Consider the following 22,928-nt stretch of genomic DNA (forward strand, 5'->3'; position numbering starts at 1 on the left):
GACCACCGACCATCGACGCCCCGTGGAGACACAACTCCGCGACGATAGGTGCGTGCCCGGAGCACCGCAAACGACCCTGTGCACGAGCCTGTTGACGGGGTGTGGATAACCCCCGGATTGCTGTGCACATGTCGTGGACAGGCATGTGGAAAACTTTGTGGGTTCCGTCGCACGCGCCGCGCTGAGCGGCACGAACACTAGCCTTGCTCGTGTGGACGAAACTTCTTCGGGCGACACGCCGACGACACGCCCGGGACCGCCCGACCACGCGTCGTCCGACACCTCGGGGGGCATGCCCCGCAGCTCGCGGGCGATCGACCGCGAGATCCTCGCGCTCGCCCTCCCCGCGCTCGGGGCACTCGTCGCCGAGCCCGTGTTCGTGCTGGTCGACAGCGCGGTCGTGGGCCACCTCGGCACCGAGGAGCTCGCGGGCCTGTCGCTCGCGTCGACCCTGCTGCTGACCGTCGTCGGCCTGTGCGTGTTCCTCGCCTACGCGACCACCGCGGCCGTCGCGCGACGCATCGGCGCAGGCCAGGAGCGTGCCGCGCTGCAGTCGGGCGTCGACGGCATGTGGCTCGCGCTCGGCCTCGGCCTCGCGTTGTCCACAGTTCTGTGGATAACTGCCCCCTGGGCGGTCCACGTCATGGGAGGGGCGGACGCCGTCGCCGACCACGCGATCACCTACCTGCGCTGGTCCGTGCTGGGCCTGCCCGGCATGCTGCTCGTGCTCGCCGCGACCGGCGTGCTGCGCGGCATGCGCGACACCCGCACGCCCCTGTACGTCGCGGCGTCGGGGGCGGTGCTCAACTCGGTGCTCAACGTCGTGCTCGTCTACGGCGCGGGCCTCGGCATCGCGGGCTCCGCGATCGGGACCGCCGTCTCGCAGCTGCTCATGGCCGCCGTGCTCGTGACCGTCGTGGTCCGCGGGGCCCGCGCCCGGGGCGGCTCGGTGCGCCCCGCCGCGGGCGGCATCTGGGCCAACGTCCGCGCCGGCCTGCCGCTGTTCGTGCGGACCCTCTCGCTGCGGCTCGCGATCCTGCTCACCGTGTTCGTCGCGACCGGACTCGGCGCGGTGTCCCTCGCGGGCTACCAGGTCGTGAACTCCGTGTGGGGGCTCGCCGCGTTCGCCCTCGACGCGCTCGCGATCGCCGCCCAGGCGCTCGTCGGCCAGGGGCTCGGCGCGGGCGACACCGCGACCACGCACCGCGTGCTGCGTCGCACGCTGCGCTGGGGCGTCGGCGCGGGTGCCGTGATCGGCGTCGTCATCGCGGCCGGCGGGTGGTGGTTCGCGCTGCTGTTCACCTCCGACCCCGAGGTCCGCGCCGCCGTCGCCGCCGGGATGCTCGTGTGCGGGCTGCTCATGCCCATGGCTGGGTGGGTGTTCGTGCTCGACGGCGTGCTCATCGGCGCGGGCGACGGGCGCTACCTCGCGTGGGCCGGGATGCTCACCGTCGTGGTCTACGCCCCGTTCGCCCTCGCGGTGCTGCGCTGGGCGCCCGACGGGCCGTGGGGCCTCGCATGGCTCTGGCTCGCGTTCGCCGGGGTGTTCATGGCCGCGCGTGCGCTCACGACCGGGCTGCGCGCCCGCGGCGACCGCTGGATGGTGCTCGGCGCCTGACCTGCGGAGCGCACCGGGGCCGGGACGCACGAAGGCCCGGCCCCTCCCGCCGGAGCGGGGTGGGACCGGGCCTTGGTGTCAGCCGTCCGCGACCGGGGCCGCGGGCGTCAGGGCGTGAGCCCCGAGGTGCTGGAGTCAGCCGGCGACGACGTTCACGGCGATGTTCGCCGAGACCTCGGGGTGCAGGCGGACCGACACGGTGTACGAGCCGGTCGACTTGATCGGCTGACCGATCTCGATCTTGCGCTTGTCGACCGTGACGGTGCCGGCAGCGGCGACCGCGTCGGCGATGTCACCGGTGGTGACGGCGCCGAACAGGCGACCCGACTCGCCGGCCTTGGCCGTCACGACGACGGCCTTCGCCTGGAGCGAGTCACGCGCGGCCTTCGCGTCGTCGAGCGACGCGATCTCGCGGGCCTTGCGCGCCTTTCGGATCGCGGAGACCTGCGACTCGGCACCCTTCGACCACGGGGTCGCGAGGTTGCGCGGGACGAGGTAGTTACGGGCGTACCCGTCCTTGACGTCGACGACGTCGCCGGGCTCACCGAGACCGGTGACCTCGTGCGTGAGGATCAGCTTGGCCATGATTCTTCCTTCCTGATCCTGGTCAGCGTGCCGACGACGAGTACGGCAGGAGTGCCATCTCGCGGGCGTTCTTGACGGCACGGGCGATCTGGCGCTGCTCCTGCACGGAGACGCCGGTCACGCGACGCGCACGGATCTTCCCGCGGTCGGAGATGAACTTGCGAAGCAGAGCGGTGTCCTTGTAGTCCACCGACTCGATCTTCGCCGTCTTCAGCGGGTTGGCCTTCTTCTTGGGCTTGCGCACCACAGGCTTTGCCATGGTGTTGCTCCTTCGTGTTCGTCACCGGTGCACCGCGCGTGCGCGGTCACCGGTCAAGGTGTGTCTGGGGTGAGCGACGGTCAGAACGGGGGCTCGTCGGAGAACCCGCCACCCGAGGAGGCGGGACCCGCCGTGGCCCAGGGGTCGTTGCTGCTCTGTCCGCCGCCGGACTGGCTGTATCCGCCGCCTCCGCCGAAGCCACCGCCGCCGTTGCCGCCGCCACCGGAGTTGCCTCCGAAGCCACCGCCGCCGCCACCCGAGCGCTGGGCTCGCGTGACCTTGGCCGTGGCGCGTCGCAGCGACGGGCCGATCTCGTCGACCTGCATCTCGACGACCGTGCGCTTCTCACCCTCGCGCGTCTCGTAGGACCGCTGGACGAGCCGGCCCTGGACGATGACCGCCGTGCCCTTAGTCAGGGACTCCGCCACGTTCTCCGCGGCGTCGCGCCAGATCGAGCAGCGCATGAACAGCGTCTCGCCGTCCTTCCACTCGTTCGTCTGACGGTCGAACTGCCGCGGCGTGGACGCGACCGTGAAGCTCGCGACGGCTGCTCCCGACGGGGTGAAGCGAAGCTCCGGGTCCGCGGTGAGGTTTCCGACCACCGTGATGATGGTGTCTCCAGCCATGCCAGCTCCTTAGGTCTGTCCCGTGCAGGGGTTCGTCGTTACCGGCCCCCACCCAACCACGGGGCGGGGACACGCGCTACGACTGGCGTGCGGGGGTGTGGACGCGGCGTCTCAGCGGGCGTCGGTGCGGAGGATCTTGGTGCGCAGGACGACCTCGTTGAGGCCGAGCTGGCGGTCGAGCTCCTTGGCGGTGTCCGAGGTCGAGGTGAAGTCGACGACGGCGTAGATGCCCTCGGACTTCTTCTGGATCTCGAACGCCAGACGACGACGGCCCCAGATGTCGACCTTGTCGACGGTGCCGCCCTCGGTCGTGATGACCGAGAGGTACTTGTCGAGGGACGGGGCGACGGTGCGCTCTTCGACCGTGGGGTCGAGGATCACCATCATCTCGTACTTACGCATGTTTCAACCCACCTCCTGCGGACTCTGCGGTCACGGGACTTCCGTGACAGGAGGGTTCTGCGTGTGCCGGCCGCGACCGCCAGGAGGGCGGGTGCGAGCACAGCGACTTCCAAGAGTACCCGCGCACGCGGGTTCCTCCCAAAAACGTGGCGGACGCCGCAGCCGGCCTCACCGGGCGAGGCCGGCTACGGCGTCCGACGGGTCGTGTCAGCGGTGCGGGTCAGCCGTTCTGGCCGGCCGTGGGCTGCGGGCTCTGGGTGGGCGGGGGCGTCTGTCCGCCGCCGTCGCCGCCGTCGCCGCCGTCGCCGTTCCCGCCACCGTCGCCGTTGCCGTCGCCGTTCCCGCCACCGTCGCCGTTGCCGTCGCCGTTCCCATTGCCGTTCCCGTTCCCGCCGTCGTCCGGGTCCGGAGCCTGCTCGGCGGGGTCCGGCCCCTTGGAGACGACGAGACCGACGGTCGACCCTGCAGGGACCTTGGAGGCCGTCGACTGGACGCGGATCACGACGCCCTGATTGACCGTGTCGGAGTACTCCTCGGTCACGCTGGGCACCAGCCCTGCCTGCTGCAGGATCTGGATCGCCGCGTCCTTGGGCATGTTCGCGAGGTTGCCCGGGACCTGCACGAACTCGGGCTCCTCCGGCTCCTCGGGCGCCTCCTGGGTCGGCTCCTGCGTGGCCGTCGCGGTCGGCGTCGGCGTCCAGGTCGCGCGGGGCATCGTGTAGTCGGGGAAGTCCTCGACGGGCTGACCCTTGAGGACGGCCTGCATGTAGTCCGTCCACGCGGTCGCGGGCCACGAGCCACCCGTCATCGACAGGCCGCGCTGCTTCCACTCGCCGAACGGTGTCAGCGACGCCTCGGTCTTGCCGTCCTCCTTGGACTGCGAGATGCCGACGACGGTCGTGAGCTGCGGCACGAACGCCGCGAACCAGGCCGACCGGTTCTCGTTGGACGAACCGGTCTTGCCCGCGACGGGGCGGTTGAGCGCCTGCGCCGTGGCGCCCGAGCCGTGCGGGTCGCTGATGACGTGGGTCATCGCGTACGTCGCGGCATTGATGACCTCGGCCTCGACGACGCGCTCGGGCTTCTGCGACGTCTTGTAGAACAGCGTGTCGTTCTTGTCGACGCTCGAGACGATGTGCCACTTGTTGTAGACGCCGCCGTTGTCGATCGTGGCGTACGCGTTGGCGAGCTCGACGGCGCTCACGTGGTCGGTGCCGAGCACGTTGCCGGCGTTCGACCCGATGTCGTCCTTGATCCCGAGCCGGTGCCCGACGTCCGCGGTCTTCTCGGGGCCGATCTCGACGTTGAGCGCCGCGTAGACGGTGTTGACCGACTGCGTGGTCGCCTGCACGAGGTCGATCATGCCGAGGTTCTCGCCCGCGAAGTTGGTGACCTTCTTGGTCGGGTCCTTGTCCCAGCCGGGGATGAGCAGGTCGTCGTTGCCGTCGTACCGGTCGGTCAACGTCTTGCCGCTCTCGAGCGCCGCGATGAGGGTGAACGGCTTGAACGTCGAGCCGCCCTGCGCCTTGGCCTGGGTCGAGTTGTTGAACGCGTCCTTGACCGCGTCGGCGCCGCCGTAGAGCGACTTGAGCTCGCCAGTCTTCGGGTCGATCGACACGAGCGAGACGCGCACGTTCGGGTCGGCGTCCTCGGGCAGCGACTGCGCGGTCTTGACCGCCTGCTTCTGCATCGCCGGGTCGATCGTGGTGTGGATGTCGTAGCCGCCGATCTGCAGCTCCGAGCCGTCCTCGCCGAACCGTCCGGTCGCGGTGAGCTCCTTCTCGACGAGCTGCATGAGGTAGCCGTCGGTGCCACCGTAGGTGTTCGCCGGCTCGAACGGGATGGTCTCGGGCAGGGTCGCGGCCTTGCGGTCGGCCTCCGAGAGGTAGCCCTCGCTGACCATGCGGTCCATGACGCGGTTCCACAGCGCGGTCGCGTAGGAGTTGTCTTCGCCCTCCTTGGGCTGCCACGAGTTCGGGGAGGGGATCAGGGCGACGAGCAGCGCGGCCTCGGGCTGCGTGAGCTCCTTGGCGGGCTTGGCGAAGTACGCCTGCGACGCGGCCTCGATGCCGTAGGCCCCGCGGCCGAAGTAGATGGTGTTGAGGTAGTTCCCGAGGATGTCCTTCTTCTCCTGCGACTTGGTGATCTTGATCGCCAGGATCGCCTCGCGGAACTTGCCGGTGAGGGACTTGGTGTCGCTGCCCTCGTTGTTCATGTAGTACCGCTCGGCGTACTGCTGGGTGATCGTCGAGCCACCCTTGGCGTTGCCGCCCGAGCCGGAGATGATCCGCTTGCCGTTCTCGTAGACCGCGCGCGCGAGGCCCTTCGGGTCGACGCCCGAGTTGGTCCAGAACGTCGCGTCCTCGGACGCGACGACGGCGTCGCCGACGAATGCCGGGAGCTCGCCGTAGGGCACGATCGTGCGGTCCGTCGTGCCGATCCGGCCCATCTCGGTGCCGTCGGCGAAGTACACCGTGCTGGCCTCCTGCTTGGTGTACGCCTGGGCCGAGTCGGGCACCGCGGTCGTGTTGTAGGCGGCGATGACGACGCCCGCGACGAGCGCGCAGCCGGCGAGGAACGTGCCGAGCAGGACGCGCCAGGACGGCAACCAGCGGCGGAAGCCCTTGACCCGCGAGCGCGGGTAGTCGAAGAACCGACGACGGCGGCGGGGTTCCACCACGTCGATGTTCGTTGAGCTCGCCACGAGAGCGCCTTCCTGTGGGCCGACCGGTCCGTCACCCCGGGCACGCAGGAGGTGCGGTCCGAGGGGTGACCACCCGAAACAGTAGACGGTCAGCCTCGGCGTGTGGACCCCGGGCTACGTCTCGGGACAGGTTTTCGCTCCACTGCCGCCACTCGTCCCCCGGACCTTCACAACTGCGGACGACGCGCCGTCCGCCCTGGTGATTGCCTGAGGACACGATTTGACCCGGAGCGTGGGAACGCTCCACGATGTATCGTTCCGATACATCGGGAACGACCTCGGTGTGCCCGCCGGGTGGACGGCGAGTCGTGGGCGGTCGAGGAGGTGGGTCGTGCGCAGGGGTTCCGGCGTGCTCGAGACCGCGATCCTCGGCCTGCTCAGCGAGTCGCCGCTGCACGGCTACGAGCTGCGCAAGCGGCTCAACCTCCTGCTCGGGTCGTTCCGGGCGCTCTCGTACGGGTCGCTCTACCCCGCGCTCAAGGCGATGGTCGTGCGCGGCCTGATCGTCGGGCACGAGGCCGGCAGCCCGCCGCACGCGCTCGCCGGGAGGCGCTCGCGCATCGTGTACGAGCTGACCGCCGAGGGCAAGAAGAGCCTCCAGACCGTGCTCGCGTCGTCGGGCCCGGCCGCCTGGGAGGACGAGAACTTCGACGTCCGGTTCGCGTTCTTCGCGCAGACCGACGCCGACACCCGCCTGCGGATCCTCGAGGGCCGGCGCACCCGGCTCACCGAGCGACTCGAGGCGGTTCGGGAGTCCGCCGCACGCGCCCGCGAGCGGCTCGACGAGTACACGCTGGAGCTCCAGCGCCACGGCCTGGACCAGGTCGAGCGCGAGGTCCGGTGGCTCGACGGGCTGATCTCCACGGAACGTGACCGACGTCGCCCACCCGAGCACCGCACCGCGGTCTCGGGGACACACCATGAAATGAACACCTCAGCCGATGGCGCGGAGCGTCCCGGCACGAACATCAAGGAGCGAGGATGACCTCCATCCGCGTCGCCATCGTTGGCGTCGGTAACTGCGCATCGTCACTGGTCCAGGGCGTGCACTACTACCGGGACGCCGAGCCGACCAGCACGGTCCCCGGCCTCATGCACGTGCAGTTCGGTGACTACCACGTCTCGGACCTCGAGTTCGTCGCCGCGTTCGACGTCGACGCCAAGAAGGTCGGCTTCGACCTCTCGGAGGCCATCAACGCGTCCGAGAACAACACCATCAAGATCGCGGACGTGCCGCCCACGGGCGTGACCGTCCAGCGCGGCGTGACGAACGACGGCCTGGGCAAGTACTACCGCCAGACCATCGAGGAGTCGGACGCCGAGCCGGTCGACGTCGTCGCCGCGCTCAAGGAGGCCCAGGTCGACGTCCTCGTCTGCTACCTGCCGGTCGGCTCCGAGGTCGCTGCGAAGTACTACGCGCAGTGCGCGATCGACGCGGGCGTCGCGTTCGTCAACGCCCTCCCGGTCTTCATCGCGTCCGACCCGGAGTGGGCCGCGAAGTTCGAGGCGGCCGGCGTGCCGATCGTCGGCGACGACATCAAGTCGCAGGTCGGCGCGACCATCACGCACCGCGTCATGGCGAAGCTGTTCGAGGACCGCGGCGTCGTGCTGGACCGCACGTACCAGCTGAACGTCGGCGGCAACATGGACTTCAAGAACATGCTCGAGCGCGAGCGCCTCGAGTCGAAGAAGATCTCGAAGACGCAGGCCGTGACGTCGAACCTGACGGGCCCGCTCGCCGGGATCAAGGACGGCCGCGACGTCCACATCGGCCCGTCGGACTACGTCGCCTGGCTCGACGACCGCAAGTGGGCGTACGTGCGCCTCGAGGGTCGTGCGTTCGGCGAGGTGCCCCTGAACCTGGAGTACAAGCTCGAGGTGTGGGACTCCCCCAACTCGGCCGGCATCATCATCGACGCCGTGCGCGCCGCGAAGATCGCCAAGGACCGTGGGGTCGGCGGCCCGATCCTGTCGGCCTCGACGTACTTCATGAAGTCGCCGCCGGTGCAGATGGAGGACACGAAGGGGCGTGCGCAGCTGGAGGCCTTCATCGCCGGTGACGCGGAGCGCTGATCCGGAGTGACGCGAAGGGTGGGGGTCGAGCGCAGCGAGGCACCCGCCCGGAGCGGAACGCAGGATCAGCGCGACCGTGAGGTCGAGCGCTGATCCGAAGCGCAGCGGAGCAAGCGCAGGATCAGCGCGACCGTGAGGTCGAGCGCTGATCCGGAGCGCAGCGGAGCAAGCGCAGGATCAGCGCGACCAGCAAGGTAGGCGCTGATCCTCCGTCGTTGCGGTGACGCTGCGCCACCTGCCTCGGGAGCCCCGTCGGACGTCGTCCGGCGGGGCTTTCCTGCGTCTGCGCGTCGGCCGTGCCCGGCGCCGTCCGCCAGTAGGGTGACCGGGGTGGGCGTCGTCAGGGAGCTGAGGTCGCTCGTCGGCCTGCCCGGGTTCCGGCGTCTGTTCGCGGTGCGGCTGGTGTCGCAGGCGGGTGACGGCGCGTTCCAGGTGGGCCTGGCGACGCTGTTCTTCTTCTCGCCCGAGTCGCAGAGCACGGCCGGCGCGGTCGCTGTGGCGTTCGCGGTGCTGCTGCTGCCGTTCACGGTCGTGGGCCCGTTCGCCGGCGTGCTGCTGGACCGGTGGCGGCGCCGGCAGGTGCTGGTCGTCGGCAACCTGGTGCGGGTGGTCCTGACGCTCGGGATCGCCGCGATCATGCTGGTCGAGGGCGTGGGCCCGTGGGTGTACGTGCTGGCGCTGGTGAACCTGTCGGTCAACCGGTTCTTGCTGGCGGCGTTGTCGGCGTCGTTGCCGCGCGTGGTCGACGGGCCGCTGCTGCTGACCGCGAACTCGTTGACCCCGACGCTGGGGACGGCCGCGGCGGCGCTGGGCGGCGGGGTCGGGTTCGTCGTCGGCCTGGTGATGCCTGCGGGGAACGTCAAGGACTCGATCTCGCTCGCACTGGCCGGCGGCCTGGTCGCGGTAGCGGCGCTGCTCGCGACGCGCATCGGCCGGGACGAGCTGGGACCCGAGCAGCCGCTCCCCCGCGGTCAGGTGGGGGCGGAGCTGGTGCGCGTGGTCCGCGAGATGGCGGACGGCGCCCGGTACCTGTGGCGGCGGCGGACCCCTGGTCAGGCGCTCCTCGTCATGGGGGTGCACCGGTTCATCTACGGCATGACGTTCGTCGCGAGCATCCTGATCGCGCGCAACCTGCTCGCCGACCCGGACGACACGCAGGCGGGCCTGGCGACGTTCGGCGCGATCCTGGGGGCGTCGGCGTTGGGCTTCGGGCTCGCCATCGTGCTGACGCCGACGCTGAGCCCGTCGATCGGACCGCAACGCTGGATCGTCGTGATGCTGTGCCTGGGGGCCGCGAGCCAGACGCTCCTGGCGGTCACGCTCACGTGGGCGACGATGCTGGTCGGCGCGGTGCTGCTCGGCCTGGCGGTGCAGGGCGCGAAGATCGCGGCGGACACGATCGTGCAGCGCGACGCCGACGACCACTTCCGGGGGCGCGCGTTCTCGCTGTACGACGTGCTCTACAACGCGGCGTTCGTGGGGGCGGCAGCGCTCGGTGCGGTCGTGCTGCCCGACACGGGCTACTCGTCGGCCGTGTTCTTCGCCCTGGCCGCGGGGTACGCGCTCACGGCCCTGGTCATGGGCACGCGCGGGGCGCGCACCGCGGCGCCGGTCCCGGGCTGACGGGGCCTCAGGCGAGCGCGAGGAACAGCTTCTCGAGCTCCTCGGCCGAGAGGTCGTCGGCGCTGCGCCCGTCGGGGCTGGTCATGCACTCCTGGAGCGACGTGGCGACGATCTTGAACCCGGCACGGTCGAGCGCCTTGGAGACGGCGGCGAGCTGGGTCACGACGTCGCGGCAGCTGCGGCCGTCCTCGATCATGGCGATCACGCCGCCGAGCTGACCTTGCGCGCGGCGCAGCCGCTTGAGCACCGCGGTGCGCGCCTCGGTGCTGGGGCCGGTGTGCGTCCCCGGCACCGGTGCGTCCCCGGCAGCCGCCTCCGGGGCCGGGGTCGTCGCGGCCGGCACCGTCTGGGCCGTTCCCGTGGCGTCGTCGCTCGTCATGCGCACGATCATGCCACCGTCGTGACGGACCGGACGGCCTGCGCCCGCACGCCGTCGCGCCAGGTCAGGTTCCCGCCGTCGAGGTTGACGACGTCGTGGCCGAGGCCCGTGAGCAGGCGGGCGGCCGTGTGGCCGCGCTGGCCGACCTGGCAGTGCACGACGACGCGGCGGCCCGCGATCTCGTGGTGCCGTGCGCGCAGCTCGTCGAGCGGCAGCGCGAGCGACGGCACCCCGCCGACCTCGACGGTCCCCCGGGCGTGCTCGTCCGGCGTGCGCACGTCGACCACGACCGCTCCGGCGGCCACCGCGGCGTCGAGCTCGTGCCACTGCACGCTGCGCGTCTCGCCCGCGCGCAGGTTGTCCGCGACGTAGCCGAGCATGTTGACCGGGTCCTTGGCCGACCCGTACGCGGGTGCGTAGGCGAGCTCGAGGTCCATGAGGTCCGACGCCGTGAGCCCGCCCGCGACGGCCGTGGCGATCACGTCGATGCGCTTGTCGACGCCGTCGCGGCCCACGGCCTGCGCGCCGAGGATCGCGTCGGTGGCCGGGTCGACGAGCAGCTTGAGCGCCATCGGCGTCGCACCCGGGTAGTAGCCGGCGTGCTGCGCGGGGTGCGTGTGGATCACCCGGTGCGCGCGGCCCTCGGCGCGCAGCCGCTTCTCGCTGCGTCCCGTGGTCGCGGCCGTGAGCCCGAAGACCCCGACGACCGCCGTCCCGATCGCGGGGCGGTGCCCGGTGCGGCGCCCGAGGATCACGTCCGCGACGTGCCGCCCGTGCCGGTTCGCGAGGTTGGCGAGCGGTATCAGGGTCGCGGACGACGCGAGGCCGGCTGCGTCGTCCGCGGCCGGGATGGTCCCGGGTGCCAGGGCGTCACGCTTGGTCGCGACGTCTCCGACGGCCCACACGTGCGCGACGCTCGTGCGCAGGTCGTCGTCGACGAGCACGCCGCCGCGCGGGCCGAGCGCAGCGCCCGCCCGCTCGGCGAGCGTGGTGTCGGGCCGGACGCCGATCGCGGCCACGACCACGTCGGCCGGGACCGTGCCGAGGTCACGACTCTCGGGGTCGGCGAGCCGCACCGACGCGGGCAGCACCTCGGCGACCTGCGTCGAGGTGCGCACGTCGACCCCGTGCGCGACGAGCTCGTCGTGCACGCGGACCGCCATCTCGGGGTCGAGCGGGGCGAGCACCTGGTCGGCGAGCTCGACGAGGGTCACGCGCAGGCCTCGGCGCACGAGGTTCTCCGCGACCTCGAGGCCGACGAACCCTGCGCCGATCACGACCGCGGTCGGGCCGTCCGCCGGCGCGTCACCGGCGTCGTCCGCGGTCGCACGGTCGATCTCGCGGACGAGCCGGTCCACGTCCGCGACGTCGCGGAGCACGAGCGCACGCTCGACGCCGGGCACGGGCGGCACCACGGGCCGGGCGCCGGGGCTCAGCACGAGCTCGTCGTAGGACTCGACCACGGTGCCGTCCGCGGTCTCGACGGTGACGGTGCGAGCGTCCGGGTCGACGTCGACGACCCGGTGACCCACCCGCACGTCGAGGCGGAACCGCGCCGCGAGGCTCTCGGGCGTCTGCAGCAGCAACGCCTCACGATCCTCGATGACGCCCCCTGCGTGGTAGGGCAGCCCGCAGTTGGCGTACGAGACGTGGTCCCCCGCCTCGAGCACGACGATCTGCGCGTCCTCGCTCCCGCGACGCAGCCGGGTCGCGGCGGACATCCCGGCGGCGACTCCTCCGACGATGACGATCTTCATGTGACCTCCTGGGTTCAGGTCCACCATACCCCCGGGGGTATGGTGGCGGTCCAACCACGACCTGAGGAGGACCTCGATGTGCGCAGCGGTGACGTGCAGGCAGTGCGGCAGGACGACGTGGGCCGGGTGCGGCCAGCACGTGGACGACGTCATGCGCGGGGTCGCGAAGGCGGACCGGTGCCCGGGCCATGACGGAGCGACGGGCAACGGTGCGAAGGGCAACGATGTGAGAGGCAACAGTGCGAAGGGCAACGCTCCGAGCGGTGACGGCGCCGCGGGCGGCGCGGCCCCGAGCGGGTTCCTCGCCCGACTCTTCGGGCGCTGATCTCACGGGCGGGGAATCGTCCCGGCGACCGATGAGTTGCCACCGGTAGCGCGGTCCACCAATGAGCTCGTCCTGACGGACGTGCATGACCGACCATGAGACGACCCCGCCCGCCCGCCGGGCGCGCCGCGACCGAGGAGCCCCATGACCGCCCCTGCCACCAGCCCACCGCCCGAGCGCCTCGCGCGTCAGGACGTCGTCGTGATCGGTCTGCTGCTCGCGGCGTCCTGCGTCGTGATCCTCAACGAGACGACGATGGGCGTCGCCCTGCCGGCGCTGCTCGACGAGTTCGACATCCCGGCCTCGACCGGGCAGTGGCTCACGACGGCCTTCATGCTCACCATGGCCGTCGTGATCCCGGCGACCGGGTTCCTCATCGGGCGCCTCGGCACCCGGCGGTCGTTCGTCCTGGCGATGGCCCTGTTCAGCGCCGGCACCGCGCTCGCCGCGGTCGCGCCCACGTTCGCGCTGCTCCTCGGCGCCCGCGTGGTCCAGGCCACGGGCACCGCGGTCATGATGCCCCTGATGATGACGACGATCATGACGCTCGTCCCGCCCGCGATGCGGGGCAAGGTCATGGGGAACGTCGCGATCGTCATGTCGGCGGCGCCCGCCCTCGGCCCGACCTTCGCCGGGATCGTGCTCGACTCGCTGAGCTGGCGCTGGATCTTCGGCCTCGTGCTGCCGATCGCCCTCGCGACGCTCGCCGTCGGCGCCGTGTACGTCAAGGACACCGCGGAACGTACAACGGCCCGTCTCGACCCGATCTCGCTGCTTCTCTCCGCCGTCGCGTTCGGCGGTCTCGTGTACGGGCTCTCGAGCATGGGCGAGGCCGCGCGCGAGCAGCCGCTCGTCCCGGTCGCCGTGCCCGTGGTCGTCGGGGCGGTCGTCCTGGGCCTGTTCGTGCTGCGCCAGCTGCGCCTGCAGCGCACCGACACCGCGCTGCTCGACCTGCGCGTGTTCACCTCGGGCGGGTTCACGGTCGCGCTCTCGATCATGGTCGTGAGCATGGTCGCGCTGTTCGGCACCATCATCCTGCTGCCGCTGTACCTGCAGGACGTGCTCGGCCTCGACGCGCTGCACACCGGCCTGCTCGTGCTGCCCGGCGGCCTCCTCATGGGTCTGCTCGGCCCGACCGTCGGGTCGTTGTACGACCGCGTGGGCCCGCGCCCGCTCGTGGTTCCCGGCACGGCCGCGGTCGCGACCGCGATGGGTGCGCTCGCCACGGTCGGGGCCACGACCTCGCCGTGGTTCGTGCTCGCCGCGCACCTCGTGCTCAGCTTGGGCCTCGCGTTCGTATTCACGCCGCTGTTCACCGCGGCCCTCGGCGCGCTCCCGCCGCACCTGTACGCGCACGGCTCGGCGACCATCGCGACCGTGCAGCAGCTCGCGGGCGCCGCGGGCACCGCGCTGTTCGTCGCGGTCCTGACCACGCGCTCGCTCGCGGGCGGGGACGCACCGGGCGCCGTCGAGGTGGCGGACGGCGTCGGCGCGGCCTTCACGTGGGGCGCGGCGATCTCGGTGGTCGCGATCGGGCTCTCGGTGCTCCTGCGTCGTCCCGCCCCGGAGCCCGCCGACGCTTCCGGCAAGTCCGCTGGTCCCGAGTCCGCTGGTATCCAGTCCGCCCACCCCGAGGTCGTGGCCGACGCCGTCGCACAGCCGGCACCCCCGGCGCACGAGGCTGCCAAGGCCGCCGCGCCGACCGACTGACGACGTCGACGTACCTGGCCCGGCGGGACCTGCTTCGGCGGGGTCCCGCCGGGTCGCGCACGTCGACCGCGTCGACCCGTTCGGCGGCCGGGTCCACCCGGCCCGTGCCAGAACTGCCGCTCAGCGGCCCTGTCGCCCAGCCGCCCAGCCGCTCAGCCGTCCTGGCGCCCTGCCGCTCAGCAGCTCAGCCGCTCAGCCGCTCAGCCGCTCAGCCGCTCAGCCGCTCAGCCGCTCAGCCGCTCAGCCGCTCAGCCGCTCAGCCGCTCAGAGGACCGTCGCTCAGCCGCTCAGCCGTCCTGCCGCGCCGCCCACCAGGCGAGCAGCTCGGCGCGGGCGGTCTCCTCGCCGAGCGGGCCGCGCTCCATGCGCAGCTCGAGCAGGTGCTTGTAGGCGGCGCCCACCTCGCGGCTGGGCGAGATCCCGAGGATCTGCATGATCTGCTCGCCGTCGAGGTCGGGGCGGATCGCCGCGAGCTCCTCCTGCTCGGCGAGCGCCGCGATGCGCGCCTCGAGGTCGTCGTACGCGGCCGAGAGGCGCGCGGCCTTGCGCCGGTTGCGCGTCGTGCAGTCGGCACGCGTGAGCCGGTGCAGCCGCTCGAGCAGGGGCCCGGCGTCGGTCACGTAGCGGCGCACCGCCGAGTCCGTCCACGAGCCCTCGCCGTACCCGTGGAACCGCAGGTGCAGCTCGACGAGGCGCGCGACGTCCTTGACCACGGCCTTCTCGTACTTGAGCGCGCGCAGCCGCTTGGCGACGAGCTTGGCACCGACCATCTCGTGGTGGTGGAAGCTCACGCCCCCGCCGTCCTCGAACCGGCGCGTCGCGGGCTTGCCGATGTCGTGCAGCAGCGACGCGAGGCGCAGCACGAGGTCGGGGCCGGGCACCACGCCGTCCGGGCCGGTCTCCTGCGCGATCGCCTGGTCGAGCACGATCAGCGAGTGGTCGTACACGTCCTTGTGCCGGTGGTGCTCGTCGATCTCGAGCTGGAGCGCGGGCAGCTCGGGCAGCACGTGGTCGGCCAGTCCCGTGTCGACGAGCACCTCGAGCCCCTTGCGCGGCTCGGCGGCGCACAGCAGCTTGGACAATTCGACCTGCACGCGCTCGGCCGAGACGATCTCGATGCGCGACGCCATCGCGACGACCGCCGCGAGCGTGCCCGGTTCCACGTGAAACCCGAGCTGCGCCGCGAAGCGCGCGGCACGCATCATGCGCAGCGGGTCGTCGTCGAACGAGCGCTCGGGCGCGATCGGGGTCCGCAGCACGCCCTCCGCGAGGTCGGCGAGACCGCCGTGCGGGTCGACGAACGTCATCTCGGGCACGCGGACCGCCATCGCGTTGACCGTGAAGTCGCGACGCGACAGGTCGCCCTCGAGCGTGTCGCCGAACGCCACGAGCGGCTTGCGCGACGCCGGGTCGTACTCGTCGGTGCGGTACGTCGTGACCTCGACGACGACCTCGCCCGACGCCGGGTCGCCGGCCCTCCCCCGCGCGTACCGCTTCGCGCCGATCGTGCCGAACTCCTTGCCGATGTCCCAGTGCGCGTCGCCCCAGGCCGCGAGCAGCGCGAGGGTCTCGTCGGGCGACGCGGACGTCGTGAAGTCGAGGTCCTCGCTCGCGCGGCCGAGGAACGCGTCACGCACCGGACCACCGACGAGCGCGAGCTCGTGCCCCGCGGCCCGGAACGTCGTCCCCAGCTCGACGGCGGTCGGGGCGAGCTCGGCGAGCGCGCCGAGGGCCCGACGCTGGAGCTCGAGCTCGGCCGGGGTGCTGGGGCGGGATGCGGGGGTCGACACGACCGCCCAGCCTACCGTCGTCCGCCCCCGGACGAGCGGCCGGGCGGCCGCTCCTGCCCGTGCGGACCGAGGTCCGGACCGTCGTCCGCCCGCGGGGCGCACGCGGCCGTGCGGGGCTCCGCTGGGTACAGTGACGACATGTCCACGCCCGCGCGCTCCCCGGACCCCCGCGGGGTTCCCGCGCCTCCGGGCGGGCACGCGCTGCACCGGGACCCCGAGGACGTCCGGCCACCCGCCCCCGCCCCCGTGCACCGGCCCGTGGTCGAGGAGGTCTCGGCCGGAGGCATCGTCGTCGACCACGACGCCGACGAACCCCGGGTCGCGGTGATCGCGCGCCGCAACCGCGGCGGGCGCCTCGAATGGTGCCTGCCCAAGGGGCACCTCGAGGGCTCCGAGACCGCCGAGGAGGCGGCCGTGCGCGAGATCGCCGAGGAGACCGGCATCGAGGGCGTCGTCGACCGCCGGCTCGGCACGATCGACTACTGGTTCGCGGGCGACGACCGCCGCGTCCACAAGGTCGTGCACCACTTCCTGCTGCACGCCACGGGCGGCACGCTCAGCGTCGAGGGAGACCCGGACCACGAGGCCGAGGACGTCGAGTGGATCCCGATGTCGGAGCTCCCGCACCGCCTCGCCTACCCCAACGAGCGTCGGCTCGCGGCCGCCGCGGACGACGTGCTGCACGGTCGTCGCGGCGTCCGCCTGGTGCAGGGTACGGTGACGCGGACCGTCGTCCGCCGGTCCGGGCACGAACCCGCCGACCACCGGAACCCGACCGACCCCTCATGACCTCGCACCTCACGGGCGCGCGCACGCCGCGCGCCGCGCTGCTGCTCGCCCTCGCCCTGACGCTCGGGCTGCTCGGCTGGCCGGCCCCGGCCGCCGTGGCGTCCGCGTCCGCCGGAACCGCGCCCACCGGACCCGCGTCCACGGAGCGCACCGACGGCGCCGCCCGCGTGTCGCTCACCTCGATGAGCGCCGGCCCGCTGAGCTTCGACTCCCCCGAGCTCCGGGTCACCGTCGTCGTGCACGCCGGTGACGCACCCCTCGACGACGCCGTGGCCCGCCTCGGGATCGACCGCGACTCGGCGACCCACACGCGCGACTGGGTCGCCGCATGGGACGACGACGACCCGGACGGCCCGACCGGCCGCGAGGTCGCCGTCCAGGACGTCCCCGACGTGGCCGCGGGCGAGTCCGCGACCGTGACCTTCGAGGTCAACCGCGCGCAGATGGGTCTCGGCGCGTGGACCGCGTGGGGCACCCAGGGCCTCGCGGTCGTCGTGTCCGACGACGACGGCCCGGTCGCCGCGCTCCGCACCTTCGTCACGTGGGACCCGGGCACCGGGTCGCAGGTCGAGCCCGTCGGCGTCTCGCTCGTCGCCGCGGTCACCGGTCCCCCCGTCGACACCGACCCCCTCACCGCGGCGTCCGACCTCCAGTCCGCGGTGTCGGACGACGGCCGGCTGGCCGACGTCCTCGCAGCGACCACCACGCTGCCCGACGTCGCGTGGGCCGTCGACCCCGAGGTCGTCGACGCCGCCTCGGCGCTCGGCGAGAGCGGGTCGTCGTGGGCCGAGGCCCTCCTGGGCGCGACCGAGGGCCGGGACGTGTTCGCCCTGCCCGCGTTCGACCCCGACGTCGCCGCCTACGCCCACGCCGGTGCTCTCGTCCCGCGCCTGCCCGTGTCCGGCGCGCTCGCCGACGTCCGCCAGGACCTCGCCTGGCCCGTCGGTCCTCCCGACCTCGCAACCGTGTCGACGGCCGTCGCGTCCGGTTCGCCGCTCGTCGTCGCGACCGGCGACGCGCTGGCTCCCACGGGAGCGACGACCCCGACCGGGATCACCGAGGTCGAGACGAGCGACGGGTCGACCGCGCGCATGGTCGTCGCCGACACCACCCTGACGGACCTGCTCGCGGGACCCCCGGGGGACGAGTCCGAGGAAGCCCTGCTGGAACGGCGCCTCGTTGCCGAGACGGCAGCCGTCGCCGCCCAGGCACCCTCCCGCGGCCGCACCCTCGTGGTCGCCTTCTCCCGCACGTGGGACCCCGACCCGGCGACGCTCGCCGCACGGGTCGAGGCGCTCGAGCAGTCGGGCTGGAGCAGCACGGTACCGATCTCGCAGCTGCTCGACACGCGCCCGTCGACCGACGCGCGCACGCCCCTCGCCGAGCGCGAGGTCGACACCGACGAGCTCGCACCGGCCGTCGTGACCGAGCTCGCCGCGAGCCGCGACCAGCTCGCGTCCATCTCGTCGATCGTCCCCGACCCCGAGGCCCTGACCACGGTCGTCGACCCGCAGCTGGTCGCGCCCTCCGCCGTCGCGTTCCGCTCGTCCCTCGGCGAGCGGCTCCTCGCGGTCGACGCCGCACGCACCGCGATCGAGAGCCTCGCCGACGGCGTCCAGGTCGTCCCCGGCAGCACGTTCAACCTCATCGCCGACTCGGGCGACGTGACCGTGCGGCTGCGCAACAACCTGCCTCAGGAAGCGAGCGTCCGGCTGGTGCTGACCCCGGACGACCCGCGCCTGCAGATCGAGGAGAACCCCTCGGTCGTCGTGCCCGCGAACTCCGACCTCGCGGTCCCCGTGACGGTCGACGCGGTCGGCAGCGGCAACGTGGTCGTCGACGTCCAGGTGCTCGGTCAGGACGGCACCGAGGTCACCGCACCGAGCTCGTTCGAGGTGCGCGTGCGCGCCGAGTGGGAGGGCGTCGGGACCGCGGTCGGGGCCGTGCTGCTCGGCCTCCTGCTCGTCGGCGGCATCTGGCGCACCGTGCGTCGAGGACGCTCGGCCCGGCGTGCCGCCGCCGACGAGGTCGAGATCCCGGACCCCACGGCCGGGCAGCCGACGGCGGAGCAGTCCACGGCCGGGCAAACGACGGGCCAGCAGAGCACGGCCGGGCAGACGACGGGCCAGCAGAGCACGGCCGGGCAGACGACGGGCCAGCAGAGCACGGCCGGGGCAACCCGCCCCACCAGCATGCCGGACGACCACGGGAGCACCCGATGAGGCACGCCCGTCCCACCGGCCGCGACCGCCGGGCCCGCGCCGCGCGCCAGGCCCGCCCCGCGCCGTCCGACACCAGCGGGCCCGACCAGCGCGACGCCGCGAACCTCGCGGGCGACGGCACGGTGCCACCGGCCGTCGACGAGGTGCCGGACGGCGACGGCCCTGTGGGCGACGGCGCTCCCCCGGCCCGCAAGGCGCAGAGCCTCGGCCGCAGCTCGATGATCATGGCCGCGGGCACCGCGGTCTCGCGCGGCCTGGGCCTCGTGCGCAACGTGCTGCTCGTCGGCGCGATCGGCACGACCGGTCTCGCGGCCGACGCGTTCGACATCGCCAACCGCATCCCGAACTTCATGTTCGCGATCCTCGCGGGCGGCATGCTCAACGCCGTCCTCGTGCCGCAGATCGTGCGCTCGTACCGCGAGCGCAACCCCGAGGAGCGCATCGGCAAGCTGCTCACCCTCGCGGCGCTCATCATGCTCGTGATGACGCTCGTGCTCACCGCGGCGGCGAGCTTCGTCGTCACGATCTACTCGGGCGGCAAGTTCACGCCCGCGCAGCAGTCGCTCGCGGTCGCGTTCGCGTTCTGGTGCATCCCCCAGCTCTTCTTCTACGGGCTCTACGCGCTGCTCGGGCAGGTGCTCAACGCGCGCGGGCAGTTCGGCCCGTACATGTGGTCGCCGATCGTCAACAACATCGTCTCGATCGTCGGGTTCTCGATCTTCATCGCGGTGTACGGCCCGGCGGCGACCGGTCACGTCGACGACATGTCGTCGTGGGACGGCCCCAAGATCGCCCTGCTCGCGGGCACAGCGACGCTGGGGATCGTCGGGCAGGCCGTCATCCTGTTCTGGCCGCTGTACCGCGGCGGGTTCCGCTGGCGGGTCCGGCTCGGCCTGCACGGGATCGGGCTGCGCACCGCGGGCGCGGTCGCGATGTGGACGTTCGGCGCGGTCCTGCTCGAGCAGCTCGGGACGCTCGTGGTCTCCCGGTTCGCCGCGTCGGCGCCGGACGCCGCCCGGGCGCTCGGCGAGTCCGACGTCGCCGGGCCCGCCGCGTACACCCAGGCCCTGATGATCTACCTGCTCCCGCACTCGCTCGTCACCGTCTCGGTCGCGACGGCGCTGTTCACGGGCATGAGCGCGGCCGCCGGGGCGGGTGACGTCGCGCGCGTGCGCACGCTCCTGTCGCGCGGCGTGCGCACCGTGGGCGTGTTCACGGTGTTCGCGACCGCGGTCATGGTCGTCCTCGCGCTCCCCCTGACCAAGCTCCTCGTCCCGACCGTGGGGGCGGACGCCGCGGTCGCCGTCAGCCAGGTCCTCGTGGCCATGTCCCTCGGCCTGGTGCCGCTCGGCGGGATGGTCCTCATGAAGTGGGTCTTCTACGCGTTCGAGGACGGGCGGAGCGTGTTCTGGATCCAGGCGCTCGGCACCGTCCTGCTCATCGGGGCGGCCTGGGCGGCGACGCTCGTGCTCGACCCGCGCTGGTGGGTCGTGGGGCTCGCCGCCGCCATGTCGCTCTCGAACGCCCTGGTCGTGGTGCTGCGCGCCTTCGGGCTGCGCCGGCGCCTCGACGGCCTCGACACCGCGCGCATCGTGCGTCTGCACGTCCGGCTCGTCGTGGCGGCCGGCGTGGCCGCGGTCGCGGGCTGGGGCGTACGGCAGCTGTTCGGCGACCTGCACGGCCTGTCGTGGGGTCTCGCGCTGCTCGTGACCGCCTGCACGGGCCTGCTGATGCTCGCCGTGTACGTGGGTCTGCTGCGGCTCATGCGGGTCCAGGAGCTCGCCGATCTGGTCGGCCCGCTCACGGCCCGGCTGCGTCGGGGCTGATCAGCCGTTCCGCGTAGGATGTGCGGGGTGAATACCGCCCATGACGTCGCCGCCGGCGGCCATCGACCCCGGGCGGCACAGTGAGCACCGGAGGTTCAGTGAGCACGCTCGGTCCCGGAACGACGCTCGTCGCACGCTACCGGCTCGCCGAACCCGTCCCCACCGACCTCGTCGGGGTCGAGTCGTGGGCCGCGCACGACGTCGTCCTCGACCGTCCCGTGCAGGTCAACGTCGTGCGCGGGCACGCGGCACCCGCCGCGCTCGACGCCGCGCGGCGCGCCGCCCTGGTCTCCGACCACCGGCTCACCCGGGTCCTGGACGTCGGCGCGCAGGACGGTGTGTCGTACGTCGTGAGCGAGCGCTCCCGCGGTCTGTCGCTCACCCAGCTCGTCGACGCCTCCCACGTCACGCCCGACCAGGCCCGCTCGATCGTGGGCGAGGTCGCCACCGCGCTCGACGTCGCGCGACGTCGCGGCGTCCACCACCTCGCGCTGCGACCTGAGGCGGTCCGCATCGACGGCACCCAGGTGCTCGTCACCGGCCTCGGCCTCGACGCGGGCGTCGCAGGCACCGACGGCGGCAGCGCCGACGCGACCTCGCGCCGCGACGCCGTCGCACTCGTCGCGCTCCTGTACTACCTGCTGACGACGCGCTGGGGCGGGTCGAGCCTCGACGTGCCGTGGATCGACCCGTCGGCACCCCGCCCCCTGCCCGCGGTGCGTACCGACGGCATCCCGGCCGACCCGCCGTCCGACACCCCGGCCGACCTCGCCTCCCTGTGCCGGACGACGCTCGCGACCGACTCGTCCGACGGTCCCCGCACCCCGGGCGACGTCGTCGCGTCGCTCGAGCCGTGGTCGACCGTCGAGGCTGCCGTGCCGCCCACCGTCGAGGAGCCCGTCAAGGCCCCCGTGCGTCAGTCGATCCGCGGCGGCGCGGGCGCACGACCGACGACGGGGCGCATCCACCGCGCCGGGTCCGTCGCGCTCGGCGGTGCCGCTGCGGCAGCGGGGGCCGGCGCTGCCGCACCGGGCACCCCCGGACACGGCGCCCCCGGGCACGGCGCCCCCGGACATGACGCTGGGGCCGCGCCGGCCGACGGCTGGCCGACCGCACCCCAGCCGCCCGTGCCCCCCGCCCCCGCGTCGCTGCCGCCGACGTTCGCCCCGGGTGGCACGCCCGCAGCCACGGGAGCGACGGCGCCCGTCCGCACGAGCGCCGTGCCGCCCGCCGCGTCACCCGCCCCCGCCTGGAGCGCGGGCACGCCGGTCCCCGGCGCCCCGGTGCGGACGTCGGCGACCGCGCCGCGTCCCGCCGCCGTGAGCGGATCGGGAGGCGCTCCCGTGGCCGCCGCCGCGGCCGCCGGCGGCGGGTCCTCCTCGGGCGCCCGGAAGAACACGATCGACCCCACCTGGATCACCCTCGCGATCGTCGGGCTGATCGTCCTGGTCGGCCTCGTCTGGGCTCTCGCCAACGCGTTCTCGGGGTTCGAGCCCGCGCTCAAGTCGGACGCGGGCCAGGCCCAGGCCGAGCAACCCGCGGACGACGCGGCTCCCGCACCCGAGACGACGGCCTCAGCCGCCCCCACACCCACGCCCACGCCCGAGGTGCGCCCCGAGATCGCGTCCGGCGAGCAGCTCGACCCGATCGGTCAGTCCAACGGTGACACCGAGGGCGAACACCCCGAGGCCGTCGACCTGGCGATCGACGGCCAGCCCGAGACCTTCTGGTACACGCGCACCTACGCGACGCCCGAGTTCGGCGGCCTCAAGGACGGCGTCGGCTACGCGATCGAGCTCGAGCAGAAGGCCCCCGTCACGACGATCATCCTCGACACCAACAACACGGGCGGCACGGTCGAGGTGCGGGCCACGTCGGCGGACAAGCCGACCGACGGCACGGTGCTCGCCTCGGCCCCGCTCGCGGACGAGACCGAGCTGACGTTCGAGGCGACCGAGGGCACGAGCTTCGTCCTGTGGTTCTCCGAGCTGCCGGTGACGGCGGACGGCAGCAATCGCGTCGAGCTCAACGAGATCCTGATCTCCTGAGCACGGCACCCGGGAACACCTCGTCCCGCGAGCGTGTTCCTCCACTGCACACACTGACGACCGAGGAGCACGCGTGAGCCAGCAGTCCGACAAGATCCACGATCTGGTCATCATCGGGTCCGGCCCGTCCGGGTACACCGCCGCGGTCTACGCCGCGCGCGCAGGCCTCGAGCCCGTGGTCCTGGCCGGGTC

General features: G+C 72.9%; 18 protein-coding genes. 10 read left to right on the plus strand and 8 right to left on the minus strand.

The window, feature by feature from the left end; all coding sequences use genetic code 11:
• Positions 1-292 precede the first annotated feature (292 nt).
• The gene (locus CLV28_RS06005) at positions 293-1,618 is read left to right on the plus strand and encodes an MATE family efflux transporter (RefSeq protein WP_100422259.1); all 1,326 of its coding nucleotides are present in this window, start codon (positions 293-295) and stop codon (positions 1,616-1,618) included.
• Positions 1,619-1,753: 135 nt separating this feature from the next.
• On the opposite strand, the gene rplI is transcribed toward CLV28_RS06005, so the two are convergent.
• The 5 genes from rplI to CLV28_RS06030 all read right to left on the minus strand — a co-directional run bounded on the left by rplI (position 1,754) and on the right by CLV28_RS06030 (position 6,194).
• Positions 1,754-2,203 carry a 50S ribosomal protein L9 gene (rplI, locus tag CLV28_RS06010; RefSeq protein ID WP_100422260.1) on the minus strand — a complete coding sequence of 150 codons (450 nt, stop codon included), beginning with the start codon at positions 2,201-2,203 and terminating at the stop codon, positions 1,754-1,756.
• 22 nt (positions 2,204-2,225) lie between these two features.
• Complete coding sequence (rpsR, locus tag CLV28_RS06015; protein WP_100422261.1) at positions 2,226-2,462, minus strand: 30S ribosomal protein S18; 237 nt, start codon at positions 2,460-2,462, stop codon at positions 2,226-2,228.
• Positions 2,463-2,542: 80 nt separating this feature from the next.
• A complete protein-coding gene (locus CLV28_RS06020) occupies positions 2,543-3,088 on the minus strand; it encodes a single-stranded DNA-binding protein (RefSeq protein ID WP_100422262.1) in 546 nt (181 codons plus the stop codon).
• Positions 3,089-3,199: 111 nt separating this feature from the next.
• A complete protein-coding gene (gene rpsF / locus CLV28_RS06025) occupies positions 3,200-3,490 on the minus strand; it encodes a 30S ribosomal protein S6 (protein WP_100422263.1) in 291 nt (96 codons plus the stop codon).
• 220 nt (positions 3,491-3,710) lie between these two features.
• The gene (locus tag CLV28_RS06030; protein WP_157802528.1) at positions 3,711-6,194 is read right to left on the minus strand and encodes a transglycosylase domain-containing protein; all 2,484 of its coding nucleotides are present in this window, start codon (positions 6,192-6,194) and stop codon (positions 3,711-3,713) included.
• Between the two features lie 331 nt (positions 6,195-6,525).
• Here CLV28_RS06030 and CLV28_RS06035 point away from each other — a divergent pair, with 331 nt between their 5' ends.
• The 3 genes from CLV28_RS06035 (at position 6,526) to CLV28_RS06045 (ending at position 9,890) form a co-directional block, all read left to right on the plus strand.
• Positions 6,526-7,179, plus strand: a complete 654-nt coding sequence (locus CLV28_RS06035; protein WP_100422265.1) for a PadR family transcriptional regulator — start codon at positions 6,526-6,528, stop codon at positions 7,177-7,179.
• Complete coding sequence (locus CLV28_RS06040) at positions 7,176-8,267, plus strand: inositol-3-phosphate synthase (protein WP_100422266.1); 1,092 nt, start codon at positions 7,176-7,178, stop codon at positions 8,265-8,267. Before CLV28_RS06035 ends, CLV28_RS06040 begins: the two co-directional genes overlap by 4 nt.
• Before the next feature lie 330 nt (positions 8,268-8,597).
• The gene (locus CLV28_RS06045) at positions 8,598-9,890 is read left to right on the plus strand and encodes an MFS transporter (RefSeq protein WP_100422267.1); all 1,293 of its coding nucleotides are present in this window, start codon (positions 8,598-8,600) and stop codon (positions 9,888-9,890) included.
• 7 nt (positions 9,891-9,897) lie between these two features.
• Here CLV28_RS06045 and CLV28_RS15985 read toward each other — a convergent pair whose 3' ends face one another.
• Together CLV28_RS15985 and CLV28_RS06055 are read right to left on the minus strand one after the other, a co-directional pair.
• On the minus strand, positions 9,898-10,182 hold the full coding sequence (locus CLV28_RS15985; RefSeq protein ID WP_275405099.1) for a metal-sensitive transcriptional regulator: 285 nt from the start codon (positions 10,180-10,182) through the stop codon (positions 9,898-9,900).
• Positions 10,183-10,277: 95 nt separating this feature from the next.
• Positions 10,278-12,026 carry an FAD-dependent oxidoreductase gene (locus CLV28_RS06055; RefSeq protein WP_100422268.1) on the minus strand — a complete coding sequence of 583 codons (1,749 nt, stop codon included), beginning with the start codon at positions 12,024-12,026 and terminating at the stop codon, positions 10,278-10,280.
• 469 nt (positions 12,027-12,495) lie between these two features.
• Here CLV28_RS06055 and CLV28_RS06065 point away from each other — a divergent pair, with 469 nt between their 5' ends.
• Complete coding sequence (locus tag CLV28_RS06065) at positions 12,496-14,061, plus strand: MDR family MFS transporter (protein ID WP_100422270.1); 1,566 nt, start codon at positions 12,496-12,498, stop codon at positions 14,059-14,061.
• A 287-nt stretch (positions 14,062-14,348) separates the two neighbouring features.
• Here CLV28_RS06065 and CLV28_RS06070 read toward each other — a convergent pair whose 3' ends face one another.
• Entirely contained in the window at positions 14,349-15,851 is a 1,503-nt protein-coding gene (locus CLV28_RS06070) for a CCA tRNA nucleotidyltransferase (protein WP_100422271.1), read from the minus strand.
• A gap of 138 nt (positions 15,852-15,989) precedes the next feature.
• Between CLV28_RS06070 and CLV28_RS06075 the strand changes: the two genes are divergently transcribed.
• The 5 genes from CLV28_RS06075 to CLV28_RS15990 form a co-directional block, all read left to right on the plus strand.
• The gene (locus tag CLV28_RS06075) at positions 15,990-16,640 is read left to right on the plus strand and encodes an NUDIX hydrolase (RefSeq protein WP_100422272.1); all 651 of its coding nucleotides are present in this window, start codon (positions 15,990-15,992) and stop codon (positions 16,638-16,640) included.
• Positions 16,637-18,862 carry a DUF6049 family protein gene (locus CLV28_RS15460; RefSeq protein WP_157802529.1) on the plus strand — a complete coding sequence of 742 codons (2,226 nt, stop codon included), beginning with the start codon at positions 16,637-16,639 and terminating at the stop codon, positions 18,860-18,862. Before CLV28_RS06075 ends, CLV28_RS15460 begins: the two co-directional genes overlap by 4 nt.
• Positions 18,859-20,688, plus strand: a complete 1,830-nt coding sequence (gene murJ / locus CLV28_RS06085; RefSeq protein ID WP_157802530.1) for a murein biosynthesis integral membrane protein MurJ — start codon at positions 18,859-18,861, stop codon at positions 20,686-20,688. Before CLV28_RS15460 ends, murJ begins: the two co-directional genes overlap by 4 nt.
• Before the next feature lie 98 nt (positions 20,689-20,786).
• Positions 20,787-22,736 (plus strand): protein kinase family protein, encoded by a 1,950-nt coding sequence (locus CLV28_RS06090; protein WP_100422273.1) that lies wholly within the window; start codon positions 20,787-20,789, stop codon positions 22,734-22,736.
• A 73-nt stretch (positions 22,737-22,809) separates the two neighbouring features.
• Positions 22,810-22,928: FAD-binding protein (locus CLV28_RS15990; protein WP_157802531.1), on the plus strand; the 119-nt coding region annotated here is incomplete at its 3' end.

Source organism: Sediminihabitans luteus, from assembly GCF_002797595.1.
GTDB lineage: Bacteria > Actinomycetota > Actinomycetes > Actinomycetales > Cellulomonadaceae > Paraoerskovia > Paraoerskovia lutea.